This is a genomic window from Amaricoccus macauensis (assembly GCF_049800915.1).
Lineage (GTDB): Bacteria > Pseudomonadota > Alphaproteobacteria > Rhodobacterales > Rhodobacteraceae > Amaricoccus > Amaricoccus macauensis_A.
The window spans coordinates 53,388-79,069 of record NZ_JBNAFY010000007.1; the positions used below are offsets into that span (position 1 = coordinate 53,388).

24 protein-coding genes are annotated in these 25,682 nt (G+C 64.8%); 12 read left to right on the forward strand and 12 right to left on the reverse strand.

All coding sequences use genetic code 11. From position 1 onward, the window contains the following. Positions 1 to 14: 14 nt before the first annotated feature. The 3 genes from ACP15W_RS16890 to ACP15W_RS16900 all read left to right on the forward strand — a co-directional run bounded on the left by ACP15W_RS16890 (position 15) and on the right by ACP15W_RS16900 (position 4,780). Positions 15 to 1,139, forward strand: coding sequence for a 2,3-butanediol dehydrogenase (locus tag ACP15W_RS16890; RefSeq protein ID WP_424934107.1), 1,125 nt, complete (start codon positions 15 to 17; stop codon positions 1,137 to 1,139). 32 nt (positions 1,140 to 1,171) lie between these two features. After that, the gene (locus tag ACP15W_RS16895) at positions 1,172 to 2,974 is read left to right on the forward strand and encodes an NAD(P)/FAD-dependent oxidoreductase (RefSeq protein WP_424934108.1); all 1,803 of its coding nucleotides are present in this window, start codon (positions 1,172 to 1,174) and stop codon (positions 2,972 to 2,974) included. A gap of 354 nt (positions 2,975 to 3,328) precedes the next feature. Then, the gene (locus tag ACP15W_RS16900; RefSeq protein ID WP_424934109.1) at positions 3,329 to 4,780 is read left to right on the forward strand and encodes a hypothetical protein; all 1,452 of its coding nucleotides are present in this window, start codon (positions 3,329 to 3,331) and stop codon (positions 4,778 to 4,780) included. Positions 4,781 to 4,868: 88 nt separating this feature from the next. On the opposite strand, the gene ACP15W_RS16905 is transcribed toward ACP15W_RS16900, so the two are convergent. The 4 genes from ACP15W_RS16905 to ACP15W_RS16920 all read right to left on the reverse strand — a co-directional run bounded on the left by ACP15W_RS16905 (position 4,869) and on the right by ACP15W_RS16920 (position 10,770). After that, on the reverse strand, positions 4,869 to 6,062 hold the full coding sequence (locus ACP15W_RS16905) for an osmoprotectant NAGGN system M42 family peptidase (RefSeq protein ID WP_424934110.1): 1,194 nt from the start codon (positions 6,060 to 6,062) through the stop codon (positions 4,869 to 4,871). After that, positions 6,044 to 7,816: an N-acetylglutaminylglutamine synthetase gene (gene ngg, locus ACP15W_RS16910; RefSeq protein WP_424934111.1), complete on the reverse strand. Its 1,773-nt coding sequence runs from the start codon at positions 7,814 to 7,816 to the stop codon at positions 6,044 to 6,046. The genes ACP15W_RS16905 and ngg overlap by 19 nt, the downstream gene beginning before the upstream one ends. Positions 7,817 to 7,818: 2 nt before the next feature. Then, a complete protein-coding gene (locus ACP15W_RS16915) occupies positions 7,819 to 9,654 on the reverse strand; it encodes an N-acetylglutaminylglutamine amidotransferase (protein WP_424934112.1) in 1,836 nt (611 codons plus the stop codon). Between the two features lie 231 nt (positions 9,655 to 9,885). Beyond that, complete coding sequence (locus ACP15W_RS16920; RefSeq protein ID WP_424934113.1) at positions 9,886 to 10,770, reverse strand: LysR family transcriptional regulator; 885 nt, start codon at positions 10,768 to 10,770, stop codon at positions 9,886 to 9,888. A 101-nt stretch (positions 10,771 to 10,871) separates the two neighbouring features. On the opposite strand from ACP15W_RS16920, the gene ACP15W_RS16925 reads away from it, so the two are divergent. From ACP15W_RS16925 to ACP15W_RS16940, 4 genes are all read left to right on the forward strand, one after another. Next, the gene (locus ACP15W_RS16925) at positions 10,872 to 11,852 is read left to right on the forward strand and encodes an NAD(P)-dependent alcohol dehydrogenase (RefSeq protein WP_424934114.1); all 981 of its coding nucleotides are present in this window, start codon (positions 10,872 to 10,874) and stop codon (positions 11,850 to 11,852) included. A 142-nt stretch (positions 11,853 to 11,994) separates the two neighbouring features. Then, on the forward strand, positions 11,995 to 12,732 hold the full coding sequence (locus tag ACP15W_RS16930; RefSeq protein WP_424934115.1) for a DUF1499 domain-containing protein: 738 nt from the start codon (positions 11,995 to 11,997) through the stop codon (positions 12,730 to 12,732). A 130-nt stretch (positions 12,733 to 12,862) separates the two neighbouring features. Then, positions 12,863 to 13,813 carry a hypothetical protein gene (locus ACP15W_RS16935; RefSeq protein WP_424934116.1) on the forward strand — a complete coding sequence of 317 codons (951 nt, stop codon included), beginning with the start codon at positions 12,863 to 12,865 and terminating at the stop codon, positions 13,811 to 13,813. A 29-nt stretch (positions 13,814 to 13,842) separates the two neighbouring features. Continuing rightward, positions 13,843 to 14,379 (forward strand): ricin-type beta-trefoil lectin domain protein, encoded by a 537-nt coding sequence (locus ACP15W_RS16940; RefSeq protein WP_424934117.1) that lies wholly within the window; start codon positions 13,843 to 13,845, stop codon positions 14,377 to 14,379. Between the two features lie 15 nt (positions 14,380 to 14,394). Here the strand turns inward: ACP15W_RS16940 and ACP15W_RS16945 are convergent, their stop codons facing one another. The 6 genes from ACP15W_RS16945 to ACP15W_RS16970 all read right to left on the reverse strand — a co-directional run bounded on the left by ACP15W_RS16945 (position 14,395) and on the right by ACP15W_RS16970 (position 17,900). Further along, on the reverse strand, positions 14,395 to 14,907 hold the full coding sequence (locus ACP15W_RS16945; protein ID WP_424934118.1) for a hypothetical protein: 513 nt from the start codon (positions 14,905 to 14,907) through the stop codon (positions 14,395 to 14,397). An 11-nt stretch (positions 14,908 to 14,918) separates the two neighbouring features. Further along, complete coding sequence (locus ACP15W_RS16950; protein ID WP_424934119.1) at positions 14,919 to 15,932, reverse strand: YHYH protein; 1,014 nt, start codon at positions 15,930 to 15,932, stop codon at positions 14,919 to 14,921. Positions 15,933 to 16,108: 176 nt separating this feature from the next. Continuing rightward, entirely contained in the window at positions 16,109 to 16,417 is a 309-nt protein-coding gene (locus ACP15W_RS16955; RefSeq protein ID WP_424934120.1) for an urease subunit beta, read from the reverse strand. Further along, entirely contained in the window at positions 16,414 to 16,671 is a 258-nt protein-coding gene (locus ACP15W_RS16960) for a DUF1272 domain-containing protein (protein WP_424934121.1), read from the reverse strand. The genes ACP15W_RS16955 and ACP15W_RS16960 overlap by 4 nt, the downstream gene beginning before the upstream one ends. 7 nt (positions 16,672 to 16,678) lie before the next feature. Then, positions 16,679 to 16,981, reverse strand: a complete 303-nt coding sequence (locus tag ACP15W_RS16965) for an urease subunit gamma (RefSeq protein WP_424934122.1) — start codon at positions 16,979 to 16,981, stop codon at positions 16,679 to 16,681. Positions 16,982 to 17,063: 82 nt separating this feature from the next. Further along, positions 17,064 to 17,900: an urease accessory protein UreD gene (locus ACP15W_RS16970; protein WP_424934123.1), complete on the reverse strand. Its 837-nt coding sequence runs from the start codon at positions 17,898 to 17,900 to the stop codon at positions 17,064 to 17,066. Between the two features lie 191 nt (positions 17,901 to 18,091). On the opposite strand from ACP15W_RS16970, the gene ACP15W_RS16975 reads away from it, so the two are divergent. From ACP15W_RS16975 to ACP15W_RS16995, 5 genes are all read left to right on the forward strand, one after another. Further along, positions 18,092 to 19,429, forward strand: coding sequence for an NAD(P)-dependent oxidoreductase (locus ACP15W_RS16975; protein WP_424934124.1), 1,338 nt, complete (start codon positions 18,092 to 18,094; stop codon positions 19,427 to 19,429). A gap of 43 nt (positions 19,430 to 19,472) precedes the next feature. Further along, entirely contained in the window at positions 19,473 to 20,306 is an 834-nt protein-coding gene (locus ACP15W_RS16980; RefSeq protein WP_424934125.1) for a class I SAM-dependent methyltransferase, read from the forward strand. Positions 20,307 to 20,410: 104 nt separating this feature from the next. Continuing rightward, positions 20,411 to 20,881 carry a GFA family protein gene (locus tag ACP15W_RS16985; RefSeq protein ID WP_424934126.1) on the forward strand — a complete coding sequence of 157 codons (471 nt, stop codon included), beginning with the start codon at positions 20,411 to 20,413 and terminating at the stop codon, positions 20,879 to 20,881. A 4-nt stretch (positions 20,882 to 20,885) separates the two neighbouring features. Further along, positions 20,886 to 22,187, forward strand: a complete 1,302-nt coding sequence (gene preA / locus ACP15W_RS16990) for an NAD-dependent dihydropyrimidine dehydrogenase subunit PreA (RefSeq protein WP_424934127.1) — start codon at positions 20,886 to 20,888, stop codon at positions 22,185 to 22,187. A 92-nt stretch (positions 22,188 to 22,279) separates the two neighbouring features. Beyond that, complete coding sequence (locus ACP15W_RS16995) at positions 22,280 to 23,176, forward strand: CehA/McbA family metallohydrolase (protein ID WP_424934128.1); 897 nt, start codon at positions 22,280 to 22,282, stop codon at positions 23,174 to 23,176. 52 nt (positions 23,177 to 23,228) lie between these two features. On the opposite strand, the gene ACP15W_RS17000 is transcribed toward ACP15W_RS16995, so the two are convergent. Both ACP15W_RS17000 and ACP15W_RS17005 read right to left on the reverse strand, forming a co-directional pair. After that, positions 23,229 to 24,479, reverse strand: a complete 1,251-nt coding sequence (locus ACP15W_RS17000) for a sensor domain-containing phosphodiesterase (protein WP_424934129.1) — start codon at positions 24,477 to 24,479, stop codon at positions 23,229 to 23,231. Positions 24,480 to 24,614: 135 nt separating this feature from the next. Then, the gene (locus ACP15W_RS17005) at positions 24,615 to 25,406 is read right to left on the reverse strand and encodes a ferredoxin--NADP reductase (RefSeq protein WP_424934130.1); all 792 of its coding nucleotides are present in this window, start codon (positions 25,404 to 25,406) and stop codon (positions 24,615 to 24,617) included. Between the last annotated feature and the right edge of the window lie 276 nt (positions 25,407 to 25,682).

The window sequence follows — 25,682 nt, forward strand, 5'->3', positions numbered from 1 at the left end:
CAGGGAAGAATAAGATGAACGAAGCAAGCGAACTCACACGTGAAGCAGTCACCGGCACGGACAGCATGAAGGCCCTGCGCTTTCACGCGGCGAAGGATCTGCGCGTCGAAGATGTCGCGAAACCACCCGCACCGGGTCCCGGCGAGGTTCTCATGCGCAACTGGTATGTCGGAATCTGCGGCACCGACCTGCATGAGTATTCCTACGGGCCGATCTTCATCCCGACCGAGCCCCACCCGTTTTCCGGCGCGCATGGGACGCAGATTCTCGGCCATGAATTCGGTGGCGTTGTCGAGGCGGTGGGCGAAGGCGTTACCCATGTGAAGCCCGGCGACCGGGTCTCGGTCCAGCCGCTGATCATGCCGCGAAAGGGAGACTACTACTCCGACCGCGGGCTCTTCCACCTCTCGGGCGATCTCGCGCTCGCGGGCCTCTCCTGGCATTCAGGCGGCATGGCGGAATGGGCGCTCCTCAACGACTACAACGTGGAGCCGATCCCGGCGGAGATGTCCGACGAGGAAGCCGCGCTCGTGGAGCCCGCCGCCGTGGCGGTCTATGCCTGCGACCGCGGCGAAGTGACGGCCGGGTCAAGCGTGCTCGTGACCGGCGCCGGGCCCATTGGCGCACTGACACTTCTGGCCGCCAAGGCCGCCGGCGCGGTGCAACTCTTCGTCTCCGATATCAACGACACGCGGCTGGGCTTCATGAAGGAAATGCTGCCCGAAGTCGTGACCATCAACCCGAGCCGAGACAACGTGGGGGACGTGGTTCGCGCGGCCACTGAGGGCGGCGTGGGCTGCGACGTGGCCATCGAATGCGTCGGCAACGAGCACGCGCTCAAGGCCTGCCTCGATGCCGTGCGCAAGCAGGGCGTGGTGGTCCAGACCGGGTTGCACCCGCATGACAACCCGCTCGACTGGTTCGCCGTCACCTTCAAGGACGTGGATATCCGCGGCTCCTGGGCCTACCCGACCCACTACTGGCCACGGGTGATCCGCATGATCGCGAGCGGCGCCCTGCCCGCCTCCAGGGTCATCACCAAGCGGATCACGCTGGATACGGCGGTGAGCGAGGGCTTCAACGCGCTGCTAGATCCCGCCGGAACGCAACTCAAGATCCTGATCGATCTCACCAAGTAATCAAACGCAACAAAACAACAGGGAGACCCTAAATGCTGGACGACAGTTCAAGAACGGCCCTCGAGCCGGTGGTCAGCAGCCTCGAAAAGGCACTGGTGGCAGGCGACATCGACGCCGCGGTCGAGCTCTTCGCAGACGAGTGCTACTGGCGCGATCTCGTCGCCTTCACCTGGAACCTGAAGACCTCCGAGGGCAAGGAGGCCGTCCGCGCGATGCTCGAAAGCCAGCTTGCGCATATCAGGCCCGAGAGCCTGCGCCTCGACCCGGCGGAGGACGTAACCGGCGATAGCGACCTGGCCGAGGGCTGGATCGAGTTCGAGACCGGGAAGGGCCGTGGCTACGGCCATATTCGCCTCAAAGACGGCCGGATCTGGACGCTGCTCACCACGCTCTCCGAGCTCAAGGGCCACGAGGAGCCCAGGGGCGTACGCCGGCCGATGGGCGCGGAACACGGCCACGACCGCAACCGCCTGACCTGGGCGGAGAAGCGCGAGAAGGAGGCCGCCGAACTCGGCTACAAGACGCAGCCCTACGTGCTGATCGTCGGTGGCGGCCAGGGCGGCATCGCGCTCGGCGCGCGGCTGCGCCAGCTCGGCGTGCCCACCATCGTCATCGACAAGCACGAGCGCCCAGGCGACCAGTGGCGCAAGCGTTACAAGTCGCTCTGCCTGCATGACCCGGTCTGGTACGACCACCTGCCCTACATCCCCTTCCCGGACAACTGGCCGGTCTTCTCGCCGAAGGACAAGATCGGCGACTGGCTGGAGATGTATACCAAGGTGATGGAGCTCAGCTACTGGAGTTCCACCCTTGCCAAGTCGGCGAAATACAACGAGGCGACACAGGACTGGACCGTTGTGGTCGAGCGCGAGGGAGAAGAGGTCGTGCTGCGCCCCAAGCAGCTCGTGATGGCCACCGGCATGTCCGGCAAGCCCAACATTCCCGAGATCGAAGGCCAGGACATCTTCCGGGGCGAGCAGCAGCATTCCTCGCAGCACCCGGGGCCGGACGCCTACGAGGGCAAGAAGGTCGTCGTCATCGGCTCGAACAACTCCGCCCATGACATCTGCGCGGCGCTCTGGGAAGGCGGCGCCGATGTGACCATGGTCCAGCGCTCCTCCACCCATATCGTGCGCTCCGAGACGCTGATGGATATCGGCTTGGGCGGTCTCTATTCCGAGAAGGCCCTAGCGGCGGGCGTCACCACCCGCAAGGCGGACCTGATCTTCGCCTCGCTGCCCTATCACATCATGCACGAGTGGCAGATCCCACTCTACGAGCAGATGAAGGAGCGCGACGCCGATTTCTACAAGGCGCTCGAAGACCGCGGCTTCATGCTGGACTGGGGCGCGGACGGCTCCGGGCTCTTCATGAAATACCTCCGCCGCGGCTCGGGCTATTACATTGACGTGGGCGCCTGCGACCTGGTGATCGATGGCTCGATAAAGCTCAAGTCCGGCTCGGACGTGAGCCACCTGACGGAAGACGCCGTGGTGCTGAAGGACGGCACCGAACTCAAGGCCGATCTCGTGGTCTACGCCACCGGCTACGGCTCGATGAACGGCTGGGTGGCCGATCTCATCGACCAGGAGACGGCGGACAAGGTCGGCAAGGTCTGGGGCCTTGGCTCCGACACGCCGAAGGACCCCGGCCCCTGGGAAGGCGAGCAGCGCAACATGTGGAAGCCGACGAAGCAGGCGGCGCTCTGGTTCCACGGCGGCAACCTGCACCAGTCGCGCCACTACTCGCAGTATCTCTCGCTGCAACTGAAGGCCCGCTACGAGGGGATAGACACCCCCGTCTACGGCCTCCAGGAAGTCCATCACCTGAAGTGATGGACACCCGCGCGAAACCGGGTTCCTCCCCACCGGTTTCGCGCGACCTGTCAGAGGGCCAGTGCCCGTCCGCGGGCCGGTGACATTAGGGTGAGGCGCAACCACGTTGGGCCGAGCCGGCTACCACTTCCCCCGGGGCAAAGCCCCGGATCGCGCACGCCCCGTTCCCACAGGCGAGCGCGATTGCGCAATCCTTCGGGTCGTGCCCGATTCTTCGGACCCTCATGCCGACAGTCATCCCTGATCAAGAATATGTAGCAAGACCTCTCTGCCCTGCTGCCAACACGCCCGACAAAACTCTAGACCCGACAACCCTGCCTTGTATCCTGCCTCCCAATTTGAGCGGGGGCGGGTTTGGAAATCATCAGTTGGCTTTTCGGCAAGGGCGGCTGGTGGACCTTCCTCGGCGCGCTTCTTTGCATTTCGTTCTATTGCTTTCACGGCCTCAGCAACAATACCGCGAAGCGCGGCTGGTGGGTCGCCAAGCTCAAGCATGATAGCTTCGCGCGCCTCTATCGCGAGTTGCTCACCTCACTGCTCGACCGCATCGACCGCGCCCTCTCCCCCGCGCCGGACTGGCCCGATGAAGCAGGCCTCCCCAAGACTGAACCGGGCCGTGCCTGGGGCTGGAGACTTCTGGACCTCTGCCTTCTGCTGGCAGTCGTCTATCCAATCATCGGCCTCGGGGTGGATTGGATGATAACGGGAGACGCGGGTCGTCTGGGCAGTTTCGTCGTTCTTCAAGGAGAGTCTGAAAAATGGCGTAGGCTGCTCCCAATTGCTCTGTTTGCGGGCGCCGTTTTGACCGCGATATTTGCGCTGCGCATCGATTCAATGCGGGTGCGACCAATCTTGTTGCTCGTTGCGCTAGGTCTAGTACACGCATCCACATCCTGGGTCCCATTCGTAGATGTAAACTTCCCAGTTGTAGGTGCCTTCGAGGGCGAAGAATCATTCCCGCTCGCAGTCGCATTCGCAGCCTTATTCGTTGGCGTGTTTGCCATCGTACTCGTTGGCGCAACCCCATTTGCACTTGCAGTCGTATACTTCGGCGCATTCGAGAACGCAGCCGTAGGCTACATCGCGATCGCAGGCGCGCTCGCTCAGGAATGGTTGTGCAGAAAAACAGGCTGCCGGCGCGAAGTTCTGATCGGCTACGCTTTCTTAGTACTGTTCGCTTTGGGTACCGCCTCGCGTTTCAACGCGCAGCAGATCGGTAATGAAGAGCGTGGCCTCCTTCTCTTCTTCGGCTTCTTGCCACTCCTCAACGGGCTCTTCGATTATCTCTCCGCCGGCCTCACTCGCTGGCGGCTGCGCTGCGGCATCCAGGGCCACCTGATCCGCAATGCGGTGATTGACGCACTGGCGGGCTACGCGATCCTTCTCATGCTAGCCTTCGCGATCATCACGACGATCCGCTTCGCGACCCCCACGGGGACACCGCCACTCATCAATCTGACGGAAATTTTTACCGATTTCAGCGAGGGGCGCGCCAATGAATACTACTGGCTCATCGGCATGCTGTTCTCGACCCTGCTGCCGACGCTCCTGCATCTCTGCATCGGCTGCCTTGCCGCGTTCACCATCGTTTCACGCAAGCTCGGCAGACCCATCGCCGCGGGTCTGGCTTCCGGCGCGGGTCCCGCAGGCAATTTCGCTACCTTGACCTTAATCTTCTCTATTGCGCTCGCCGCCTGGGTGCCGTTCTGGCTGGTCTGTCATCTCGCGATGATGGGTCTCGAACCCGTGCTGCGGTTCACGCTCCAAGTCTGTGAGGGCTTCGCTCGAGCCATCGGTGCAATCTGAACAGCCCAATCGTGGCAAAACGCCCGCCCAGCGCCGAAGCTTAGGGCGGGCGGTCCAATCTCCGCAAGGTAAGGCTAGCAGGCCGCGCCTACTCCTCTTCCACGTGCTCGATCTCATACTCCGGAACGTAATGCGGATTATCATCCTGCCCCGGCTGCGACGTAAATCCAGTGAGGCCGCCGACCGGGTTCACGTCTCGCTTGATCTCCACGTCACTGAGCCCATAGGCCGTGATCAGTTCCGAGAGCGAACGAAGCGCGTGCATGTGAATGCGTTCATAGCCGTGGCTCGCGCTCACCCCGAAGGTCACCAGCGCCGTACGCACATCCTCGCCCGCCTCGATGGCCGAAGCACTGTCCGAGCGGTAGAACTTGAACACGTCCTTCTGGTAGCGAATGTCGTTCGCCTTGCAGAGATCCACCAGCTTGTTCGTCAGGTGGTAGTCGAACGGTCCCGTCTGGTCCGCCATGGCGACTGTCACGCCGAACTCGGCCGAGTTCTGCCCCGGTGCGGTCGTGCCATTGTCCACTGCAACGAGCGATGCAATCTCGGGCAGCAGCACGGCAGAGGCGCCGTAGCCGACTTCCTCGGCAATGGTGAAAAGCCAGTAGAGATCGACCGGCGGCTTCGATTGCGATTCTATCAGCGACTTCAACGCCGCCATCATCACTGCGACACCCGCCTTGTTGTCAAGATGGCGCGAAACGATGAAGCCGTTCTCGAGGAATTCCGGCTGCGGATCGATGGCGATGATGTCACCCACCTCGATGCCCAGCGCGGAAAGGCGCTTCGGACCAGGCGCATAGACATCGACCCGAAGCTCCACGTGATCCCAGCCGATCGGCGCCGTGTCCACATCGTCGCCATAGGTGTGGCCGGACGCCTTCGGCGGCAATATCGTGCCGCGGAAGCTGCCGCCCCCGCTGAAGATGGTCGCCCGCGCCCCTTCCGCGAACCGCGCCGACCAGGTGCCGATGGGTACCACCGCCAGCCGTCCGTTGGACTTGAGCGCCTTGACCTGCGCACCAAGCGTGTCGAGGTGGCTCACGATGGCTCGTGCCCCTCCCTTCGTTTCGCCGGGGATCTTTGCGCGGATTGCCCCGCGCCGGGTCAGTTCGAATTCCACGCCGAGCCGTTCGAGCTCGTGGCAGACGTGGCGGACCACGGTGTCGGTGTAACCCGTCGGGCTCGCGATCTCGAGGAGCGCGCGAAGCTGGCCCTCGAGGTAATCGACATCGATGTCGAGCCGATGGCCGGGAATTTCTATTTTGCCTGTCTCCATTGGGTCTCCCTTGCAGACGCCGGCACCGAGAGCGGGAAGAGCAGATCGATGAACCGCTCCGCCGTGGGCTGGGGCTCATGGTTGGCAAGCCCGGGCCGCTCGTTCGCCTCGATGAACACGTAGTCTGGCTTCAGATGGGTTCTGACCATCAGGTCGATGCCGGTGACCGGTATGTCGATCGCCCGCGCAGCCCTGATCGCCGCCTTGATGAGTTCGGGGTGGGTTTCACCCGTCACGTCGATGATCGTGCCGCCGGTGTGCAGATTGGCCGTCTTGCGCACCCGCAGCGTGTCGCCCTGGGGCAGGATGTCATCCATGTCATAGCCGGCCAGCGAAACGCAGCGTTCGGTTTCCGCATCGAGGGGGATCTTGCTCTCGCCGCCTGTTGCGGCGGACCGTCTGCGGCTCTGCACCTCGATGAGCTTGCGGATGGGCGTCACGCCGTCCCCCACGACCTGCGCCGGACGCCGGATCGCGGCCGCAACCACGCGGTAGTCGATCACGACAAGTCGCAGATCCTCGCCGGGGAAGAATTGCTCGATAACCACGTCCTCGCAGACGGCTTTCGCCGTCTCGACTGCCCGTTCGAGCCATTCGACCGTGTCGACACCGACGGTGATGCCGTTGCCCTGTTCGCCCTTCACCGGCTTGACCACGACACTGCCGTATTCCTCGAGAAAGGCGGCACGGCCCTCTGGCGTATTCTCCGCAAGCTGTGCGGGCACCTTCACGTCGTTCGCCGCGACGATCCGCTGCGAGAGCCGCTTGTCATCGCAGATGGAGAGGGCGACGGCATTGGTGAACTCCGAAAGAGATTCCCGGCAACGCACCGCGCGCCCGCCATAGGACAGCCGGAAGAGCCCGGAGCGTGCATCGATCACCTCGACCGCGATCCCGCGTCTGCGGGCCTCGTCGATGATGATCCGCGCATAGGGGTTCAGTTCGCTGTCGGGCTGCTCACCTGCGAAAAGCTTCTCGTTGATCGGGTTCTTCTTCTTCACGACGTAGACCGGCACCCGCCGGAACCCGAGCTTCTCGTAAAGGGCAATGGCCTGCCCGTTGTCGTGGATCACCGAGAGATCCATGTAGGCCGAGCCCCGCGCCTGGAAGTGCTCGGTCAGCGCACGTACCAGTGCCTCGCCGATGCCCGCATGGGGCGCCTTCGAGGATACCGCGAGACACCAGAGCGAGGAGCCCTTCTGCGGATCGTGGAAGGCCAGTTCGTGGTCCACGCCCATGACCGAACCGAGAATTGCCCCGGTTTCGCTATCCTCCGCCACAAGCACGGTCAGCGTGCGCGCATCCCGATGCGACCAGAAGAATTCCGGTGGCACCGGCACCATGCCCCGCTCGAGATAGATGAGGTTGGTCGCCTCGGCATCGAGCTGAGTGCTGAGCCGGCGCACGGTGAAACCGGGCCTCTTCTTGTCGCTCGGGGAGTAATCCTCGAACTTGAGCCGGAACGTGTGCGACGGATCGAGGAACAGCTCCTGGGGCTTGAGCGAAAGGAGAACATGCGGCTCGGGCACGTAGAAGGCAATATCGCGCCGGTCCGGGCTTTCGTCCTCAAGCGCCGCGGCAAGCGCTTCATTCGTCTCGAACGTATGGGCGAAGATCAGCCGCCCCCAGCCGCAATCCACGATCGCGTTGGGATCGCCCGTCGGCCCCGGCGGTGTGGTGAACGGGCTATGCGCTTCCTTGTGGGTCAAGGGCTTCGAGAGGGTATCGCCGCCCTTCTTGACGTCGGCGCTCAAGATCAGACTCCCTGTTCCTGCAGCCACATTTCGAGAAGCGAGACCTGCCAGAGTTCAGAACCCCGCAGCGGCGTAATGTGCTCCTTGGGGGCCTCGAAGAGCGTTTCGAGGTAGTCCTCTCGGAACAGGCCACGCTCGCGGGCCTTTTGGGATGTGAGCACCTCACGGACCATGTCGAGATACGGGCCCTCGATGTATTTCAGCGCCGGGACCGGGAAGTAGCCCTTGGGGCGGTCGATCACTTCCGAGGGGATCACCTGCCGTGCGACATCCTTGAGAATGCCCTTGCCGCCATGGGCGAGCTTGAGGTCGGAGGGCACGCGGTTGGCCAATTCGACCAGCTCGTGATCGAGGAACGGCACGCGCGCCTCGAGGCCCCAGGCCATCGTCATGTTGTCGACGCGCTTCACCGGATCATCGACCAGCATCACGTTGGTATCGATCCGGAGCGCCTTGTCCACGCCGCCATCGGCGCCTGGGAGGGCGAAGTGATCCGCGACGAAGGCGAGGCACTCGTCCTTCTCCGGCATGTGCTGGGCTTGCAGGTGCTTGCCCAACGTCTCGAAGGACCGGTCGAAGAACGCCTTGGCATAATCCTTCACCGGATCGTTCGAATTGGCCATCGGCGGATACCAGTGATAGCCCGCGAAGACCTCGTCCGCACCCTGGCCCGATTGCACGACCTTGATGGTCTTGGCGACCTCGCGGGAGAGCAGAAAGAAGCCGATATTGTCGTAGGATACCATCGGTTCGGACATCGCCCGAATGGTGTTCGGCAGGTTTTCCCGCATCTCGTGGGACGGGATGAAGATCTTGTGGTGATCCGTGTCGTAGTGGTTGGCGATCAGGTCGGAATACTTGAACTCGTCGCCCTGTTCGCCATGCGCGGCCTCGAAACCGATGGAATAGGTCGCGAGGTCCTTCTGTCCTTCCTCCGCCAGAAGGCCCACGATCAGCGAACTGTCGACTCCGCCCGAAAGCAGCACGCCCACCGGCACATCCGCGACCATGCGACGGCGGACCGAGACGCGCAGTGCCTCGAGCACCATGTCGCGCCACTCCTCCGGCGAGCGCTTCGCGTCCTCGGCGCTGCGGGTGAAGTCGGGCCGCCAGTAGACCTGATCGGTATGAGAGCCATCTTCCTCGTAGATGCGGATCGTCGCGGGCGGCAGCTTGCGCACGCCGGCGAGGATCGTGCGGGGCGCGGGCACCACCGCGTGCCACGTCATGTAGTGCTGGAGCGCAACCCGGTCGATCGATGTGTCGATGTCGCCCGAGGCAACGAGCGCCGGGAGCGAAGAGGCAAACCGGATCGTGCCTCCGGCTTCGGCATAGTAGAACGGCTTGATCCCGAACCGGTCGCGCACGAAAGCAATCTTGCCGGTTTCGCGATCGTGGATCGCGAAGGCGAACATGCCGTGCAGGCGCGGGACCGCATCCGTGCCCCACTGTTTCCAGGCCTTCAGGATCACCTCGGTATCGCCGGTCGAGGCGAAGCTGTGACCCAGCCCCTCAAGCTCCTTGCGAAGCTCGGGATAGTTGTAGATGCAGCCGTTGAAGGCGATCGTCAGGCCCAGCGCCGTATCGACGAAAGGCTGCGCCGCGGCCTCCGAGAGGTCGATGATCTTCAGGCGGCGATGGCCAAAACCGACCCGGCCGCGCACGACGACCCCTGCGCCATCCGGGCCGCGCGGGGCCATGCAATCGGCCATTTTCTCGATCCTGCCCGGCGACGCCATCGAGCCGTCGAAGGTTACCTCTCCACAAATACCGCACATATGCCTGTCGAATTCCCTCTGTCCGTTGAACCAACACGATTTGGTTAGAGCATTCATCATTGGGGCACAAACGGAACCGGGGAAACCAGCCCGATCCAACGCCCTTGCGTCCAATTATGCGCAAACCGGGCCATGCCAAGGGCCTTAACGCCATCCGAAGAGATTAGTTTCGCGCCATTCTCCGACAATCGCACAAGCCGCGCACTTCGCACAAAAGCCGGGTATGGAATCGATATGGTTCCGGTATGGATTCAGTATGGCTAATTGTATGGCACGGGCGCAGGTCCGGCGTCACCCCCCGATGAAATCCGCCCGGCGCTCCAGCAAGGCCGCGGACAGGTAATCGACGAAGAGTCGCACCCGCCGGACCCGCCGGAGATCCTCCCGGTAGAGCACCCAGGTCGAGCGCCGCTCGTCGAGCACCGTGCCCGGCACGCGCTGCAACTCGGGGAAGCGCGCCTCGACCCAGGCCGCAAGCACCGTGAGCCCGGCGCCTGCGCGCGCAAGGTGCAGATGCATCCCGGGATCGGGAATGGTGTGACGGATGCGTGCCTCCGGAAAGGGCGAGGCGCGGATGATCTCCAGAAGTTCCGGCACCTCCCCGTAGCCGATCCACTCCAGCCCCTGCCCCTTCGGCCCGGCACGCGGCAGCGCGCGGTCGAGATAGCTGCGCGCGGCGAAGATCCCGATGGAAAGCGGGAAGAGCTTGCGCCCGACGGCCTCGTCATCGACCGCCAGCACATGGCGGATGGAGACATCGGTTTCGTGCCTGCGAATGGAATCGATGCCGTAGGAAAGCTGAAGCTCGATCTCGATCTCCGGGTAGAGGGCGGAAAACTCCGCAAGCACCGGTGCAAGCAGATAATGCGCGGTCACCGGGTCCGCCGAGAGCCGGATGCGCCCGCTCGCCTCGCGATCGAGACCCTGCACCGCATTGAAGCCCTTGAGCAGTGCCGCTTCGGCCTCAAGCGCCTGCGGCAGGAGTGTCCGCCCCGCCGCCGTCAGGTGCAGGCCATCGGCCGCGCGGCGAAAGAGTTGCACACCGAGCCCCGCCTCAAGCGCTTCGATCTGCCGGCGCAGCGTGGCATGGGTACCGCCCACCTGCTCGGCGGCAGCGCGCAGCGAGCCCTCGCGGGCCACGGCAAGAAAGGCGGGGAGAGATTTCCAATCCGTCATATGCGGTTCATTTTCGATCCACAATGGTGCGTATCTGCCAATATGCGGATGATAATCATTCCATTAGACCGCCCCCGTCAAGACAAGCGGGGCCGAGAACGATGACCGAGACATTCAAAGCGTGGAGCATTCGCCGCTACGGCGGGCCGGAAGAGCTGATCCCGGTGGAGCGCCCCCTGCCGCAACCGGGGCCGGGGGAAGTGCTGATCCGCATTCGTGCCTCCGCGGTCACGCGCGCCGACACCATGATGCGGGCGGGCATTCCGCGTTTCGCGCGGGCATTCCTCGGACTTGGACGACCACGCCGTGATCTGGCCGGAACGGGGCTTTCGGGCGAGGTGATCGCTCTCGGCGAGGGCGTCACCCGGTTTGGCATGGGCGATGAGGTCTTCGGGGAAACCGGGATGAATTTCGGCGGCAATGCGAGCCATATCTGTCTCGACGAAACCGGCACCCTGATGCCGAAGCCCCCCGCCCTCAACCACGAGGAGGCGGCAGTAATGTGCGACGGCGTGCTGACATCGCTCAACTTCCTGCGCGAAATCGCGGAGGTGCGCGCGGGCGAAAGGGTGCTGGTCCTCGGCGGGTCGGGCAGTCTTGGCAGTGCGGCGGTTCAGATCGCGAAGGCAATGGGGGCGGATGTGACCGCCACGGCCAGCGCCCGGAACGCGGATCTGGTTTCCAGCCTCGGCTCGAACCGCGTGATCGACTACACGCGCGAGGATTTCAGCCGCAGCACTGCACGATACGACGTGATCTACGACACGCTCGGCGTGTCCAGCTTTGGCGAGGCAAAGGGCGCGCTCACACCGACAGGCCGTTATGTCTGCCCGGTGTTGAGTGCAGGGCTTCTCGCGGCGATGCTGCGAACTGCGCGTTTCGGGCGGCGCAAGGCGCGTTTCTCGGCCACGGGCCTGCAAAAGCCCGAAGCCCTGCGGACCATGCTGGCGGAGCTTCTGGCCATGGTGGAAGCGGGCACCCTGCGCCCGGTGATGGATCGGAGCTTTCCCTTTGACGAACTCGTCGCGGCGCATCGCCATGTGGAGACGGGGCACAAGCAGGGAAACGTGACGCTCGTATGAGACGCGGTCGTGCGAGATGAAGGATCACCGTCGGATGAACGTCTCACGAAATCGGGACTGGCCCCGGCCGGGAACTGCTCCTAACCATGGGCAAAACCGAAAGAATGAGCACCGCCAAGGGGCTCGGGACGAGAGGACAACAATGACATCCACAGCATCGCGCGTGGGCACCGGCCTGCTGATCCTGGCCGTGGTGGCCGCCCTTGCCATCGCCCTGATGAGCTTCGGAACACGGCTCGGCTTCTGGGAGCCGATCGTCGGGTTCCGGCTGCTGCAGACCTATCTGGTGCCGTTCGGCGCCATCCTGAGCGGGCTGGGCCTGCTCGGGCTCGTCGCCTTCACCGTGCAGGCGGAACCGCGCGCGGCCGGGAAGGCCGGGATCACGACGCTGATCGGGCTTGCGATGCTCGCCCCGATGCTGATCTCCCTCACCCGCACGCCGGTCTCCTATCCGCCGATCCATGACATCACCACAGACACCGCCAATCCGCCGGCGTTTCTCGTTCTCGACGAGACCCGGCCCGGGGCGCGCAATTCGCTCGAATATGGTGGCCCGGAGGTCGCGCAGATGCAGAAGGCCGCCTACCCCGACATTGCCCCGATCGAGACCGATCTTGCACCGGCCGAGGCCTTCGACGCGGCACGGGAGACAGCGGAAAGCATGGCTTGGGAGATCGTGGCGGAGGATGCGGAAGCGCTGCGCTTCGAGGCCACGGCGCGCACGGCGCTCTACCATTTCGCCGATGACCTGGTGGTGGTGGTCAGGCCGGAGGCGGAGGGAAGCCGGGTCGATCTCCGCAGCGTCTCGCGCATCGGCCGTGGCGACAGGGGGGTGAATGCCGCCCGCGTCCGCGCCTTCATCGAAGCCTACCCCGGCTGAAGAGCCCCCTTCGCAACTTGAGCATTCGCTCAATCGGCGAATAATTGCGCACTAGCGATTGTCGTGGTTCAGTCGCAGCGCCGGCCTGTCATAACGGCCGCGACCGCTCAGCACGACAAGGAGGTGCGTCATGGTGTACAAGGTTTCCTGCCTCGCGGTCGTCGCGGTGCTGGTTGCGGCCCCGTCCTTCGCACAGGACGTGAGTTTCTCCACCGGCCCCGCCACGACCGTCACCGAGGGTCTGATCGATTGCGGGCGCGGCTCGCGCATCAGTTCGGTGGGTGAAATCAAGTCGGAGGACGGCAAGACGCGGATAGTCCCAGCGGACACGCATTTCCTGACCGGGCCGCAGGCGGCGGATCTCTACAACGCCTGTGCCGGGTTCGAGCCGGACGCGCTTTCGGCGGTGGACCTGGAGGCCGTCGAGGTTGTCGATGTCGGCGGCTCGGAGGAATTCACTGCCCTGATCTTTGCGGACAACTATTTCGAGCTCTACGTGAACGGTAAGCTGATCGCCGTCGATCCGGTGCCCTTCACGCCGTTCAATTCCAGCGCTGTGCGGTTCAAGGCGGATCGCCCGGTGAGCCTCGCGGTGATGGGGGTCGACTGGGAGGAGAACCTCGGTCTCGGCTCCGAGGCGGGTCGCGGCGCGGCGTATCATCCGGGCGATGCCGGGATCGTCATGCAGATCCGGGATGAGGCGGGGGAAACCGTCGCCATCACCGATACGGACTGGCGGGCGCAGGTCTTCTATGTCAGCCCGCTTGCCGAGCGCAGCTGCCTCTTGGTCGATGGCCAGACCCGCGACAGCTCCGCCTGCAGCACCGCGTCCGTGCAGGACGGTTCCGGGTATTCCGCCGCCTTCTGGGACATTCCCGATGGTTGGATGGAGCCCGGTTTCGACGACAGCGCCTGGCCTGCCGCGGTGGCCTACAGCAACGAGACGGTCGGTGTGGACAACAAGCCAGGCTACACGAACTTCACCGAGGTTTTCGACACGCCGGGCGCCGATGCGAGCTTCATCTGGACCTCGAACCTCGTGCTCGACAATCTCGTACTCCTGCGCACGACCATCGACTGATCCTGCTGCCTCACGGAAGGACTGACACCATGCTGGCCCGCAAATTCCTCGCCGCCCTGACCGGAACCATGCTGACCGCCGGTGCGGCGCAGGCAGAGACCGTCGAGATCTACCTCATCGACATGCTGGACAATACCCAGGCCGGCTACTGCCTCGACATCGCGCGGGCGCAGGGAGCGCAGGCGAACCCCGAGGACGGGTTGCAGGGCCATACCTGCTACAGCCCCGGCGGGTCGCTCGGCGTGGACCAGACCTTCGAAACCGACCGCTTCGCCGACGGGGTGCTCTATATGCCGGACTTCGATGTCTGCGCGGTTGTCGAAGGCACTGAGGCCGGGGCGTCGGTCGGGCTGGCGGCCTGTGATGGCAGCGAGGCACAGAGCTTCGCCTTCGAGGGCGAGGGCACCATCACGCCGGCATCCGCGCCGGAGATGTGCTTCACCCTGGGCGAGGAGACGCGCGGTGGGCGCAGTGACTCCAACCAGATCAAGGTGCTGTCGCTCGAGCCCTGCGACGACGACCAGGCGGCCTATCAGACCTGGAACGTGCGCAGCGCCGCGGATTGAGCCGGCCAAGGGCGGCTATCGGGAGGCCAGGGGCCCCTGGACCTGAACGGTCGAGGAGATCGGGACGCCGTTCCTGCTCCATTCACCGTGATCGTTCGCATTCAGGGTCACGGTGACCTCGTTGCGGCCAGGCCGGAGCGCCGCTCCCGGAAGATGAAACCACGGAGCATAGACCCGCGCGACCTTGGCCCCGTTGACGTAGACATGGGCATGACCCTCGTTGAACACGGGCACGCGGTTGATGCCGGCAGGGGTGAAGGTGAAATTGCGCGGTAGGATCTGGATGCTGTAGCCGTCCATCGCGTCGGGAAACATGAGATGGGTCAAGCCGGGCTCCGGCAGGTCGGGTGAGATCTCGCGCGGGGGATGCTGATGCATCGCCGTTATTTCCGACATTCCGGCCCCCGCGCCTTCCGTCGCCACCGCCATGTCCGCGCCCATGCCAGCCTGCATCCGGACCACCGGCAAAAGCGTCATCACCACCACCGCCAGGGCGGCACCGATCACGAGACAGGCGATCTTCTCCATGCCGGGTTCGCCTATTGGCCGGGAGCACCGCCGGGGGCCGGCATCGCCGTGCGCAGGTCGTCTTCGTCGATCCCGAGCCGTTCGGCCGCCGCTGCGAAATCGGGCGGCTGGGACGTGCCAAGCGCGTCCATCAGTTCGGCTTCGGTGATGCCAAGCTGGGTCGCGATGGCGCCGAAATCCGGCCCACCCCCGCCCGGACGGCCAGCGCGGAGCGCCTCGCTGACCTCCCCGTGATAGCAGTCGATCATGTAGGGGGCCTCATCCGCCGTCAGGTGGTAGTGATAGATGCCGTCGGGGAACTCCGGCGTCACGCCGAAATGGCCGCTGCACTCGTCAAGATCGGCATCGGTGACGGTCACGCCGCCCGCGCCCTGATTGCCATAGACCGGAAAGCCGTCTTCCAGCACTCCGATCATGGTCGAGTGCTCGCCCGCCACGTCCAGGTCGGCGGTGATGCAGACCGGGATGCCGTGATAGTGGTAGTTGGTCCCGTCTACCAATGTATGCCCGTTGCATTCGTCGACGAAGGGCACATGATCATGGATGACGTTGTCATCCATTGCGGCAATCGTGCGTTCGGGGTCTTCGTAATCGTTGAAGATCTGGGCTCCGCTGACCGCCACGCCGATACGCCCCAGCGCCGTATCGGTCATGTCCTCCACATAGACCGGACGGGTGGTGATGGTGGCATCGATCGGGGTTTCCTGGAAATACTCAGCCGAGTTCACGACCGTGAATTCATCTGCCGCGTTGTCGGAAAACGGCATGGACCCCACATCGTTGGGAATGAGGTATTTCTCCGCGAAGCCGTGGCTCGGGATGCCGTTCGACTGGAAGCGAAAGGTTTCGGCCTTGTCATCGATGGCGATGGTGACGGTGTCGGCCCAGTTTGCGCCGGCAATTGCCGCGCTCGTATCCGGTGCGCCACCGCTGCCATCCTGAGCGATCAGGGGCGAACACTGCAATGCGCCGACAGCGGCAAGCACAGATGCGGCGGCCGTCAGGTAGAGCGCCCTGTTTGACATGAGGTTCCGATCCATCTCCGTTGCCACCGGGACCAACGCGCAACATCCGATTGGCCGGTCCTGAGGCGACACTTAGCCTTCGATCGGTCCCTGGGCAAATGGCCGCTCCGTGAGAACTATCGACCCGGCGACACAAGGTGGCGCCAGAGGAAACCTCCGGCCAGGGCCCGGTGGTGTCAGTCCAGCTTGCCCATGACATGGCCGTTGAAGCCGTAGACCTCGCGTGCACCGCCCAGGGGCACGAGATGCACCTCGCGGGTCTGGCCCGGCTCGAAGCGCACGGCGGTGCCGGCGGCGATGTCGAGGCGGTAGCCCTTCGCCACGGCGCGGTCGAAATCGAGCGCTGGGTTGGTCTCGGCGAAGTGGAAATGGCTGCCCACCTGCACGGGGCGGTCCCCGGTGTTGGAGACGTTGAGCGAGATCGCGGTCTTGCCCTCGTTGAGGGTGATGTCGCCGTCAGCGGGGAAGAATTCTCCGGGGATCATGCGCTTGCCTCCTGCATCTGGCAGCCGTCGGGATTGAACACACGCCGGGTTCCGGCGGGGTGACGCGCGAGCGCCGCGGCGGGCCGGATCGGGCGCGGCGAGAAATTGCCGCCGCAATTGGGGCAGACACCGCCCAGCGCGTGCTCGACGCAATCGGCGCAGAATGTGCACTCGAAGGTGCAGATCATCGCATCCGGGCTTTCGGGCGGGAGATCCCGGTTGCAGCATTCGCAGTTAGGGCGCAGTTCCAGCATCGGCACCTCAGCGGATCGGGTGGTGGACGGTGACGAGCTTGGTGCCGTCCGGAAAGGTCGCCTCGACCTGTACGTCATGGATCATCTCCGGCACGCCGGGCATGCATTGCGCCGCGCTTACCACATGCGCGCCCGCCTCCATGAGATCGGACACCGCCCGGCCATCCCGCGCGCCCTCGACCACATAATCGGTGATGAGCGCGATGGCCTCCGGGTGATTGAGCTTCACGCCGCGCTCGAGCCGGCCACGGGCGACCATGGCGGCAACGGAGACGAGAAGCTTGTCTTTCTCGCGGGGGGTCAGGTTCATCTTTGTCCTCGGGCTCTTGCCTTGTCATCTCGAAAGACCGGGAAGCCTTTTCGGGCGGCGGATGACCCGAAACGGCTCTGGTCTAGAAGCTCCAGACGCGCGGAAGCGTTTCGCGCCGGAACGCCATCAGAAAACGGATCAGGGCTTTGCGCAAGGGGGCAGCGTCGGGGGCGGCGAATCTGGCGATCAGAAGTCCCGGTTTGGCTGTGGCGGCGGCGGATGTGCCCTCGAATTGGGCGATGATGCCACGGGCCTCGTCAAGCCGGTCCTCGGCACCGGCCTCCACATGCACGAGCGTGGCGATGGCGCGCGTGTCCCGCAGGGTGGCGCGGCCTGCCATGGAGCGCGCGAGATCGCCCGTGGCCCTCAGCGCTTCCGCATGAATGAGCCTGCCCTCGTGCCGGATGCGCCACTGGTCATTCAGGGCGCCATGGGTCACGGTTTCACCCATGGCGGCCCGGCCGAAGACGATGCTTTCGATCGCGGTAAGCCGCGCGCCTTCCGCCATCTCCACGTCGAGCGTGCGCCTGAGCGCGCCCCCCTCGAAGAGGATGGTTTCCTGCGGCAGCCAGGCGAGGTCCGCCCCCGCCCCGAGGTGAAGCCCCGTGACCACGCGCGCCTCGCCCGCGCTGGCGCGATAGACCCGCTCGGCGGCCTGGGTGGTGACGGTGAGGCCTGCGCCCGCTTCCGCCTCGAAGCGGTAGTCGAGCCGGTCGCCGCCGGTGAGCCCGCCGGAGGTATTCACGATCACCGCCTCGGGCTTGGCGGAATGGGTGCGGGGCAGAAGCGCCTTGGCGCAGCCCTGCTGGTAGAGCCGGCGCAGCACCGTGCGGCCCTCGCGCGTGCCGACCGTCACCTCGGCGCAGCCGCGGGCGCGCTGAAGGGTTGGAGAGGCCGTGATCCGGGTGGTCTGATTCATGGCGCTACCATTGCGCGGGCAAGCGTGAATGAAAAGGGCCATGCGGCCGGGCCTGTGCAGGCCCGCGACGAACGGGCGCAACCGTGACGACAAGCGTTTAACTCGTGTCGCGATGGCACAGAACTTCCCGATTGCGCGAAGAAAAATGCTGTGCCAGCCTGAAGGGATGTCGACGAGTGCCAGGAGTGCCCATGCCATCCCAGCCCAACGCCCATTCTCCACAGACGCCCGGAATTGCGGCGGGGCGCCTGCCCCCGGAAGACATCGCCGAGAACTTCGCGGATCTGGCCCCGCCCCTTTCGCCGCATGAAGCCGCGGTGGCCGCGGACAGGTGCTACTTCTGCCACGATGCGCCATGCATCACCGCCTGCCCCACGTCCATCGACATCCCGCTCTTCATCCGGCAGATAGCCAGCGACCAGCCGGTTGCCGCGGCAAAGACCATCCTGTCGCAGAACATACTCGGCGGCATGTGCGCCCGGGTCTGCCCCACCGAGACGCTTTGCGAAGAAGCCTGCGTACGCGAGACGGCGGAGGCGAAACCGGTCGAGATCGGCCGGCTCCAGCGCTATGCCACCGACACGATCATGGCCCGCGGCGAGCATCCGTTCACCCGTGCCGCGCCGACGGGCAAGCGGATCGCAGTGGCGGGTGCAGGCCCGGCGGGGCTCGCCTGCGCCCACCGGCTCGCCATGCTCGGCCATGACGTGGTGATCTACGAAGCACGGCAGAAGGGCGGCGGTCTCAACGAGTTCGGCATCGCGGCCTACAAGACACCCGGCGGTTTCGCCCAGGCCGAGCTTGAATGGCTGCTCGGTATCGGGGGCATCCGCATCGAATACGGCACGGCGCTCGAGAACGAGTTGACCCTCGAACTGCTTCAGGCCGATCACGACGCGGTCTTTCTCGGCTTCGGCCTTGGCGGCGTCAACGCGCTGGGGCTTGGGGACGGGCCCGTGCGGCCCGCCACGGAATTCATCGCCGAGCTGCGCCAGACCAAGGATCTCTCCACCCTGCCCGTGGGACGGCGCGTGGTGGTGATCGGCGGCGGCATGACCGCCATCGACGCGGGCGTGCAATCGAAACTCCTTGGCGCGGAGGAGGTCACCATCGTCTATCGTCGCGAGCGGGCGAAGATGAGCGCCAGCCGTCTCGAACAGGAACATGCCACCGACGCCGGTGTGCGCATCATCTGCGGCGCGTCTCCGAAGCGGGTGATCGGCAATGGGAGCGGGGCGGCCGTCGAGTTCGCCTATACCGAAGAGACCGAAACGGGCCTGCGCGAAACCGGCGAAACATTCCGGCTCGAAGCCGACCAGATCTTCACTGCGATCGGCCAGACGCTCTCCGAAGCGCCGCAGGGCATCGCGCTTGAAGGCGGCAAGATCCGGGTCGACGAGAACGGCCGCACCAGCCTTCCCGGCATCTGGGCGGGCGGCGATTGCGCGCTCGGCGGCGACGATCTGACCGTCACCGCGGTTGCCGAAGGACGAAACGCTGCACTCGACATCCACAAGAGCCTCGCCTGATGGTAGTATCCTCGCGAAAAAATAATCTCGGGGAGAAATCTGAATGACCGGCACAACCGAACTCGTGACCGAATATTACGGCACTCACCATGTCCTGCGGGACATTCTGGGCGGTCTGGAGCGCGCGGGCTTTGATCGCCATGCGCTCAATCCCGACGACCTCAAGCCGGTGGACGAGTTCCACACCGGCGGTCTGCTCGCCACGGATGAACTGCTGAAACAGCTCGAGATCGAGCCGGGCACCCGCGTGCTCGACATCGGGTCGGGCATCGGCGGCACGGCACGCTACGTGGCCCAGCATTACGGCGCGCGGGTGACCGGCGTGGACCTGACGGAGGAATATGTCGAAACCGCGCGCTACCTCTCGAACGCGGTCGAGCTTGGCGAGCTGACGCACTTCCATCCTGGCAGCGCCACGGATCTGCCGGTGATGGACGAGACCTTCGACCTCGCGCTGATGCTCCATGTGGGCATGAACATCGAGGACAAGGCAGCACTCTTCCGCTCGGCGGCGCGGGCCCTCGCACCCGGCGGGCATTTCGCCATCTTCGACATGATGCGCGCCGGTGACGACACGGACCTCGTTTTTCCCCTGCCCTGGGCGGAGAGCGCCGAGATGTCCTTCGTCGCACCCCCCGAGGTCTATCGCGAGGCGGCGACGGCGGCGGGCTTTCGCAATGTGGCCGAACGCGACCGGGGCGATTTCGCGCTCGACTTCTTCCGCGGCGTGCTGGAGCGGATGGAGCTGGACGGGCCGCCGCCGCTCGGCCTCCACCTGCTGATGGGCGACTCCGCCTCGGAGAAGATCCGAAATCTCGTCGCCAATCTCGAGGGCGGCAAGGTCGCGCCGCGCGAGATGATCTTCCGAAAACCCTGATGCGGAACAGAACGACACATGAATGATCCGAGGGCCGACGACATTCCGAACTGCAAGCCGCCTGCCCTCTTGCGGCGTGCCGTCGGCGCAACGCGGAGACCGCGATGCCCCGGATGACGCTGCCGGCCGAGGGAAGTTGTCGCTGCGGGGCGCTGCGGTTTCGCGTGACCGAGCCGCCGATCCTGACGGCGGCCTGCCATTGCACCGGTTGCCAGAAGATGTCCGGCAGTGCCTTTTCGACCACCGCGATGATCCCGGCGGCAGGGTTCGAGGTCATCGCCGGAACACCGGTCGTTGGTGGGCTGAAGGGCGCGGATATCCATCACCAGCATTGTCCCGACTGCCTGAGCTGGGTGTTCACCACCTTGGGGCCGGAGCTTCCCTTCGTGAACCTGCGCGCGGTGATGCTGGATGACACTGCGTGGTTCGCGCCTTTCACCGAAACCTGCACATCCGAAATGCTGCCATGGGCCCGGACCGGCGCACTGCGCAGCTACGAGAAATTCCCGCCGCCCGAGGCATTTTCCGCGCTGATGGCGGAATTTGCCGAGTTCTATGCCAGATCGGAGGACTAGCAGCATGGCCAACCTCGCAAGCGACTTTCTGGGCATCAAGTCCCCCAACCCGTTCTGGCTCGCCTCCGCCCCGCCGACGGACAAAGAATACAATGTTCGCCGGGCCTTCGAGGCCGGCTGGGGCGGCGTGGTCTGGAAGACGCTCGGCCTCGATCCGCATGTCGTCAACGTGAACGGACCGCGCTACGGCGCGATCTGGGGCGCGGACCGCCGACTGCTGGCGCTCAACAACATCGAGCTGATCACCGACCGTCCGCTGGAGGTGAACCTCCGCGAGATCAAGGCCGTGAAGCGCGACTACCCCGACCGCGCCATGATCGTGAGCCTGATGGTGCCCTGCGACGAGGAGAGCTGGAAGTTCATCCTGCCGCTGGTGGAGGAAACCGGCGCGGACGGGGTCGAGCTCAACTTCGGCTGCCCGCACGGGATGAGCGAGCGCGGGATGGGCTCCGCGGTGGGCCAGGTGCCGGAATACATCGAGATGGTCGCGCGCTGGTGCAAGGCGCACACCCGCATGCCGGTGATCGTCAAGCTCACGCCCAACATCACCGACATCCGCTTCCCGGCACGGGCGGCGAAGGCGGGCGGTGCGGATGCGGTCAGCCTCATCAACACGGTCAGCTCGATCACATCCGTCAATCTCGACACGTTCAGCCCCGAGCCGACCATCGACGGCAAAGGCGCCCATGGCGGGCTCTGCGGCCCGGCGGTCAAGCCCATCGCGCTCAACATGGTGGCCGAGATCGCCCGCGATCCGGAAACCCACGGAATGCCGATCTCGGGCATCGGCGGCGTGACCACCTGGCGCGATGCGGCGGAGTTCATCGCGCTGGGCTGCGGCACCGTCCAGGTCTGCACCGCCGCCATGACCTACGGCTTCAAGGTGGTACAAGAAATGACCTCCGGGCTGTCGCAATGGATGGACGACGCGGGCCATGCCGATCTCGACGCGATCCGGGGCCGCGCCGTGCCCAATGTGGTGGATTGGCAGGACCTCAACCTCAATTATGTCACCAAGGCGCGGATCAACCAGGACCTCTGCATCAAGTGCGGGCGCTGTTTCGCCGCCTGCGAGGACACCAGCCACCAAGCGATCGCGATGAAGCCGGGCCGGGTGTTCGAGGTGAAGGACGACGAATGCGTGGCCTGCAACCTCTGCGTCAATGTCTGCCCGGTGGAGGAGTGCATCACCATGGAAGAGCTCGCGGCCGGAACCACCGACCCGCGCACCGGCCGGGTGGTGCCCGCGGAGCACGGCGACTGGACGACCCACCCCAACAACCCGATTGCAAAGGCGGCGGAGTAGTCCGACAAGGGTCGACAAACCGACATCAAACCTTCATTCGGCTTCACCGGGCGGGCCACCTATAAGGGGTGCCGTCCGGCGAGGAGTATCCCATGTTCGACGCTTTCGAGAGCCCAGGCCGCTTCTGGCGCGGCAACCTGCACGGTCATTCCAGTCGGTCCGACGGGGCGCTTACGCCGGGGGAGGTCTGCGCGCGCTACCGGCAGGCGGGCTATGATTTCGTCTCGATCAGCGACCATTTCCTGTCGAAGTTCGACTTCCCCGTCACCGACACCACGCCCTTTCGCATGAAGGGCTTCACCACGCTTCTCGGGGCGGAACTGCACCCGAAGGCGACCTCGCGCGGCGATATGTGGCATATCGTGGCGGCCGGCCTGCCGCCGGATTTCGCCCCCACCGGGGAGACGGAAACCGGCCCCGAGATCGCCCGTCGCGCGGCGGATGCGGGCGCTTTCGTGGCGCTCGCGCATCCGCTCTGGTCCCAGCTCACCGAGGCCGACGGACTAGCGGTCGAGGCTGCCCACGCGGTGGAGATCTACAACCACAAGGCCCAGATCGAGACCGACCGGGGCGACGGGATCTACCTCTGGGATGCGCTCCTTCATGCCGGGCGGCGGGTGAGCGCCATCGCCTCGGATGACAGCCACTGGCACAATGCCGATGCCTTCGCCGGCTGGATCATGGTCAAGGCGGAAGAAAACACGCCCCAGGCCCTCATTGCCGCCCTAAAGCACGGCGCGTTCTACGCGAGCCAGGGCCCAGAGATCCACGCGATTGCCCGCGACGGCGACGCGATCGAGGTCGCCTGCTCTCCGGCCTCCTCGATCATTCTCGCGGGCGACCTGACCTGGCGCGAACGGATGGTGGGCGCAGGCCTCACCCGTGCCCGGCTCCCGCTCGCGTCGGAAAGGGGCGGCTGGCGACGGTTGATCGTGCGGGACGCCATGGGCCGCCGGGCGTGGTCGAATCCGCTCTGGCTCGACGGCTGACCCGGTAGAGCGCCACGAAGGCAGAACGGGGATCTGGCGTCGGCCTGACGGCTCAGCCGGCCTTCTTCCGTGCCGATTTCGGTGCCTGGTCGAACCAGGCCCGCGCGGCATCGAGATCCTGCGGGCGACCGAGGAAATAGCCCTGTCCGCGATGAACGCCGAGGTCCTGCAACGCCCGCAGTTCGCCCGCCGTCTCTATCCCTTCGGCGACGATGACCGCGCGGGTCTCGGCCGCGAAATGCACCAGGGCCGCCGCAAGCGAGCGACGCGGCCAGTCACGATCGATATCGCGCGTGAGCGTCATGTCGAGCTTGATCATGTCGGGGCGCAGCCGAAGTATATGCTGAAGCCCGGAATACCCCGCGCCCGCATCATCGACCGCGAGCTTCATCCCATCGAACCGCAGGGGCGCGAGATTGCCGAGCAGACTGTCGTAGTCCGTGACCGTGGCGTGTTCGGTCAACTCGAGCACGATCCGCTCCAGGGGGTAGCCCTTGAGGGCCGCGTAGAGATCCGTCTCGATCACGGTCTGCGGTGAGAGATTGATCGAGACATAGACCCCCTCGGGCAGGTCGGAGAGGCCGTCGAGTGCGCGCTCCACCACGGCCAGTTCCAGATCCATCTGAAGTCCGATCTTCTCGGCCTCCGCGAACCAGACGTCGGGCGTGCGATAGGGTTCGGCGGAGAACCGGCACAGCGCCTCGAAACCCGAAGGCGCCTTGGCGCCCAACTCGAATATCGGCTGATAGGCCAGGGAGAACTGGCCTTCGCGCAACGTGGCCTCGATGCGGCTGCGGATCTCGGTTTCGCGCATCCGCGACGCGATCTCCCCGTTGATTTCCCGCGAGACCACATCGGAGAACATGCGCATGACGCCGAGATCGCGCGGATTGAGCGAGCGGTTCGGCGTCGGGCTCAGGCAGCAGAACATGCCGTATGGGCTGCCATCGGGCTTGCGGATCGGAATGCTCACATGCGACCCGATGGGCACTGCCTTCGTGATCGGCATCGCCACAGCGATCGCCTCGTCTGCCGTATCGGGAATCAGTTCGGGCAGGCGGCCTTCGAGAATGTGCTGGCAGTAGACCTCGTCGAGGGAGCGAGAGTCGCCTACCTTGATGAGGTGTTCGAGCCCCGGCGCATCGACGGCACGAAAGACCGACCGGCCCTCCACGAATTCCGAGAGATAGGCGACCTCCATGCCCAGATGCGTCCGCACCGAGTTGAGCGCCTGATTGACGACATCAAAGCTGCAACTCGACCGGCCAGGGCCAGAAGAAAGAATGTGATCCAGGTTATCCAAGTCACCACCCACCGATCTCAGGTGTGGCGAACATGCGCGACCTTGGCTGAAGACCCGATTAACGCATTCCGGACGCCGCGAGAAAAATGCGCAAAATACGCCTCGAAGGCGTTCTATTGCCGCGGCGGCAGGGTCTCAGTCGACGAAGGCCTTCTCGATCACGAAGTCGCCCGGCTCGGAGTTTGAGCCTTCGACGAAGCCCAGGTCCTCGCAGATCTTTTTGTGGTCCTGGAGCATAGCCATCGAGCCGCAGATCATCACCCGGTCGGTCTTCGGGTCGAGATCGCCGCCCACCGCGGCGGCCAGTCGCCCGTCGCGGATCCAGTCGGTCATGCGGCCCATGTGCTCGGTTTCTTCGCGGGTCGTCGTGGCGATATGGGTGAGCTTGTCGCCCACCAGTTCGCTCAGAAGCTCGTCGTTCGCGATCGTCTCGACCAGGTGCTTGCCGTAGTCCAGTTCCTTCGCCTCGCGGCAGGTCTGGGTCAGGATCACGTGGTCGAACTTCTCATAGGTCTCCGGGTCGCGGATGACGCTGGCAAAGGGCGCGATGCCGGTGCCGGTCGAGAAGAGGAACAGCCGCTTGCCCGGCAGCAGCGCGTCATGAACCAGCGTGCCCACGGGCTTGGGGCGCATCACGATCTCGTCGCCTTCCTGCAGGTGCTGGAGGCGCGAGGTGAGCGGGCCGTCCTCGACCTTGATCGAGTAGAACTCCAGTTCCTCGTCCCAGGAGGGCGAGGCGATGGAATAGGCGCGCAGGAGCGGCTTGTCGTCCACGATCAGGCCGATCATGGCGAACTCGCCGGAACGGAAGCGAAAGCTCTGCGGCCGTTCGCAGTTGAACGAAAAGGTGCGGTCGGTCCAATGGTGGATATTGCGGACCTTGAGCAGGGCCACACCGCGCAGGGCCTTGGGGACTTCCTGATTCATTGCATTCCTCATCTCGGGTTGCGCCCGCCTATACACATCTGGTCAGAAACGGCAATGTCGGCCCTGCCGCAGCGCAGAAACAACAGTGCAGTTGCAGCGCCCGGATCGTGACAAATGCGCGCCACCACGCAACGACATGGATCAAACGGTCGCGTTTTTGCGGCTCGCACGCAAAATTTTCCCTTTTTCCCGCCAGACCGCCGCTCTCTTGTGTCCATGGGGAACCGGCTGGCGGGATTGGCAACTCGTCTCCGGTGGTCGACAGCCCCGTGCGAC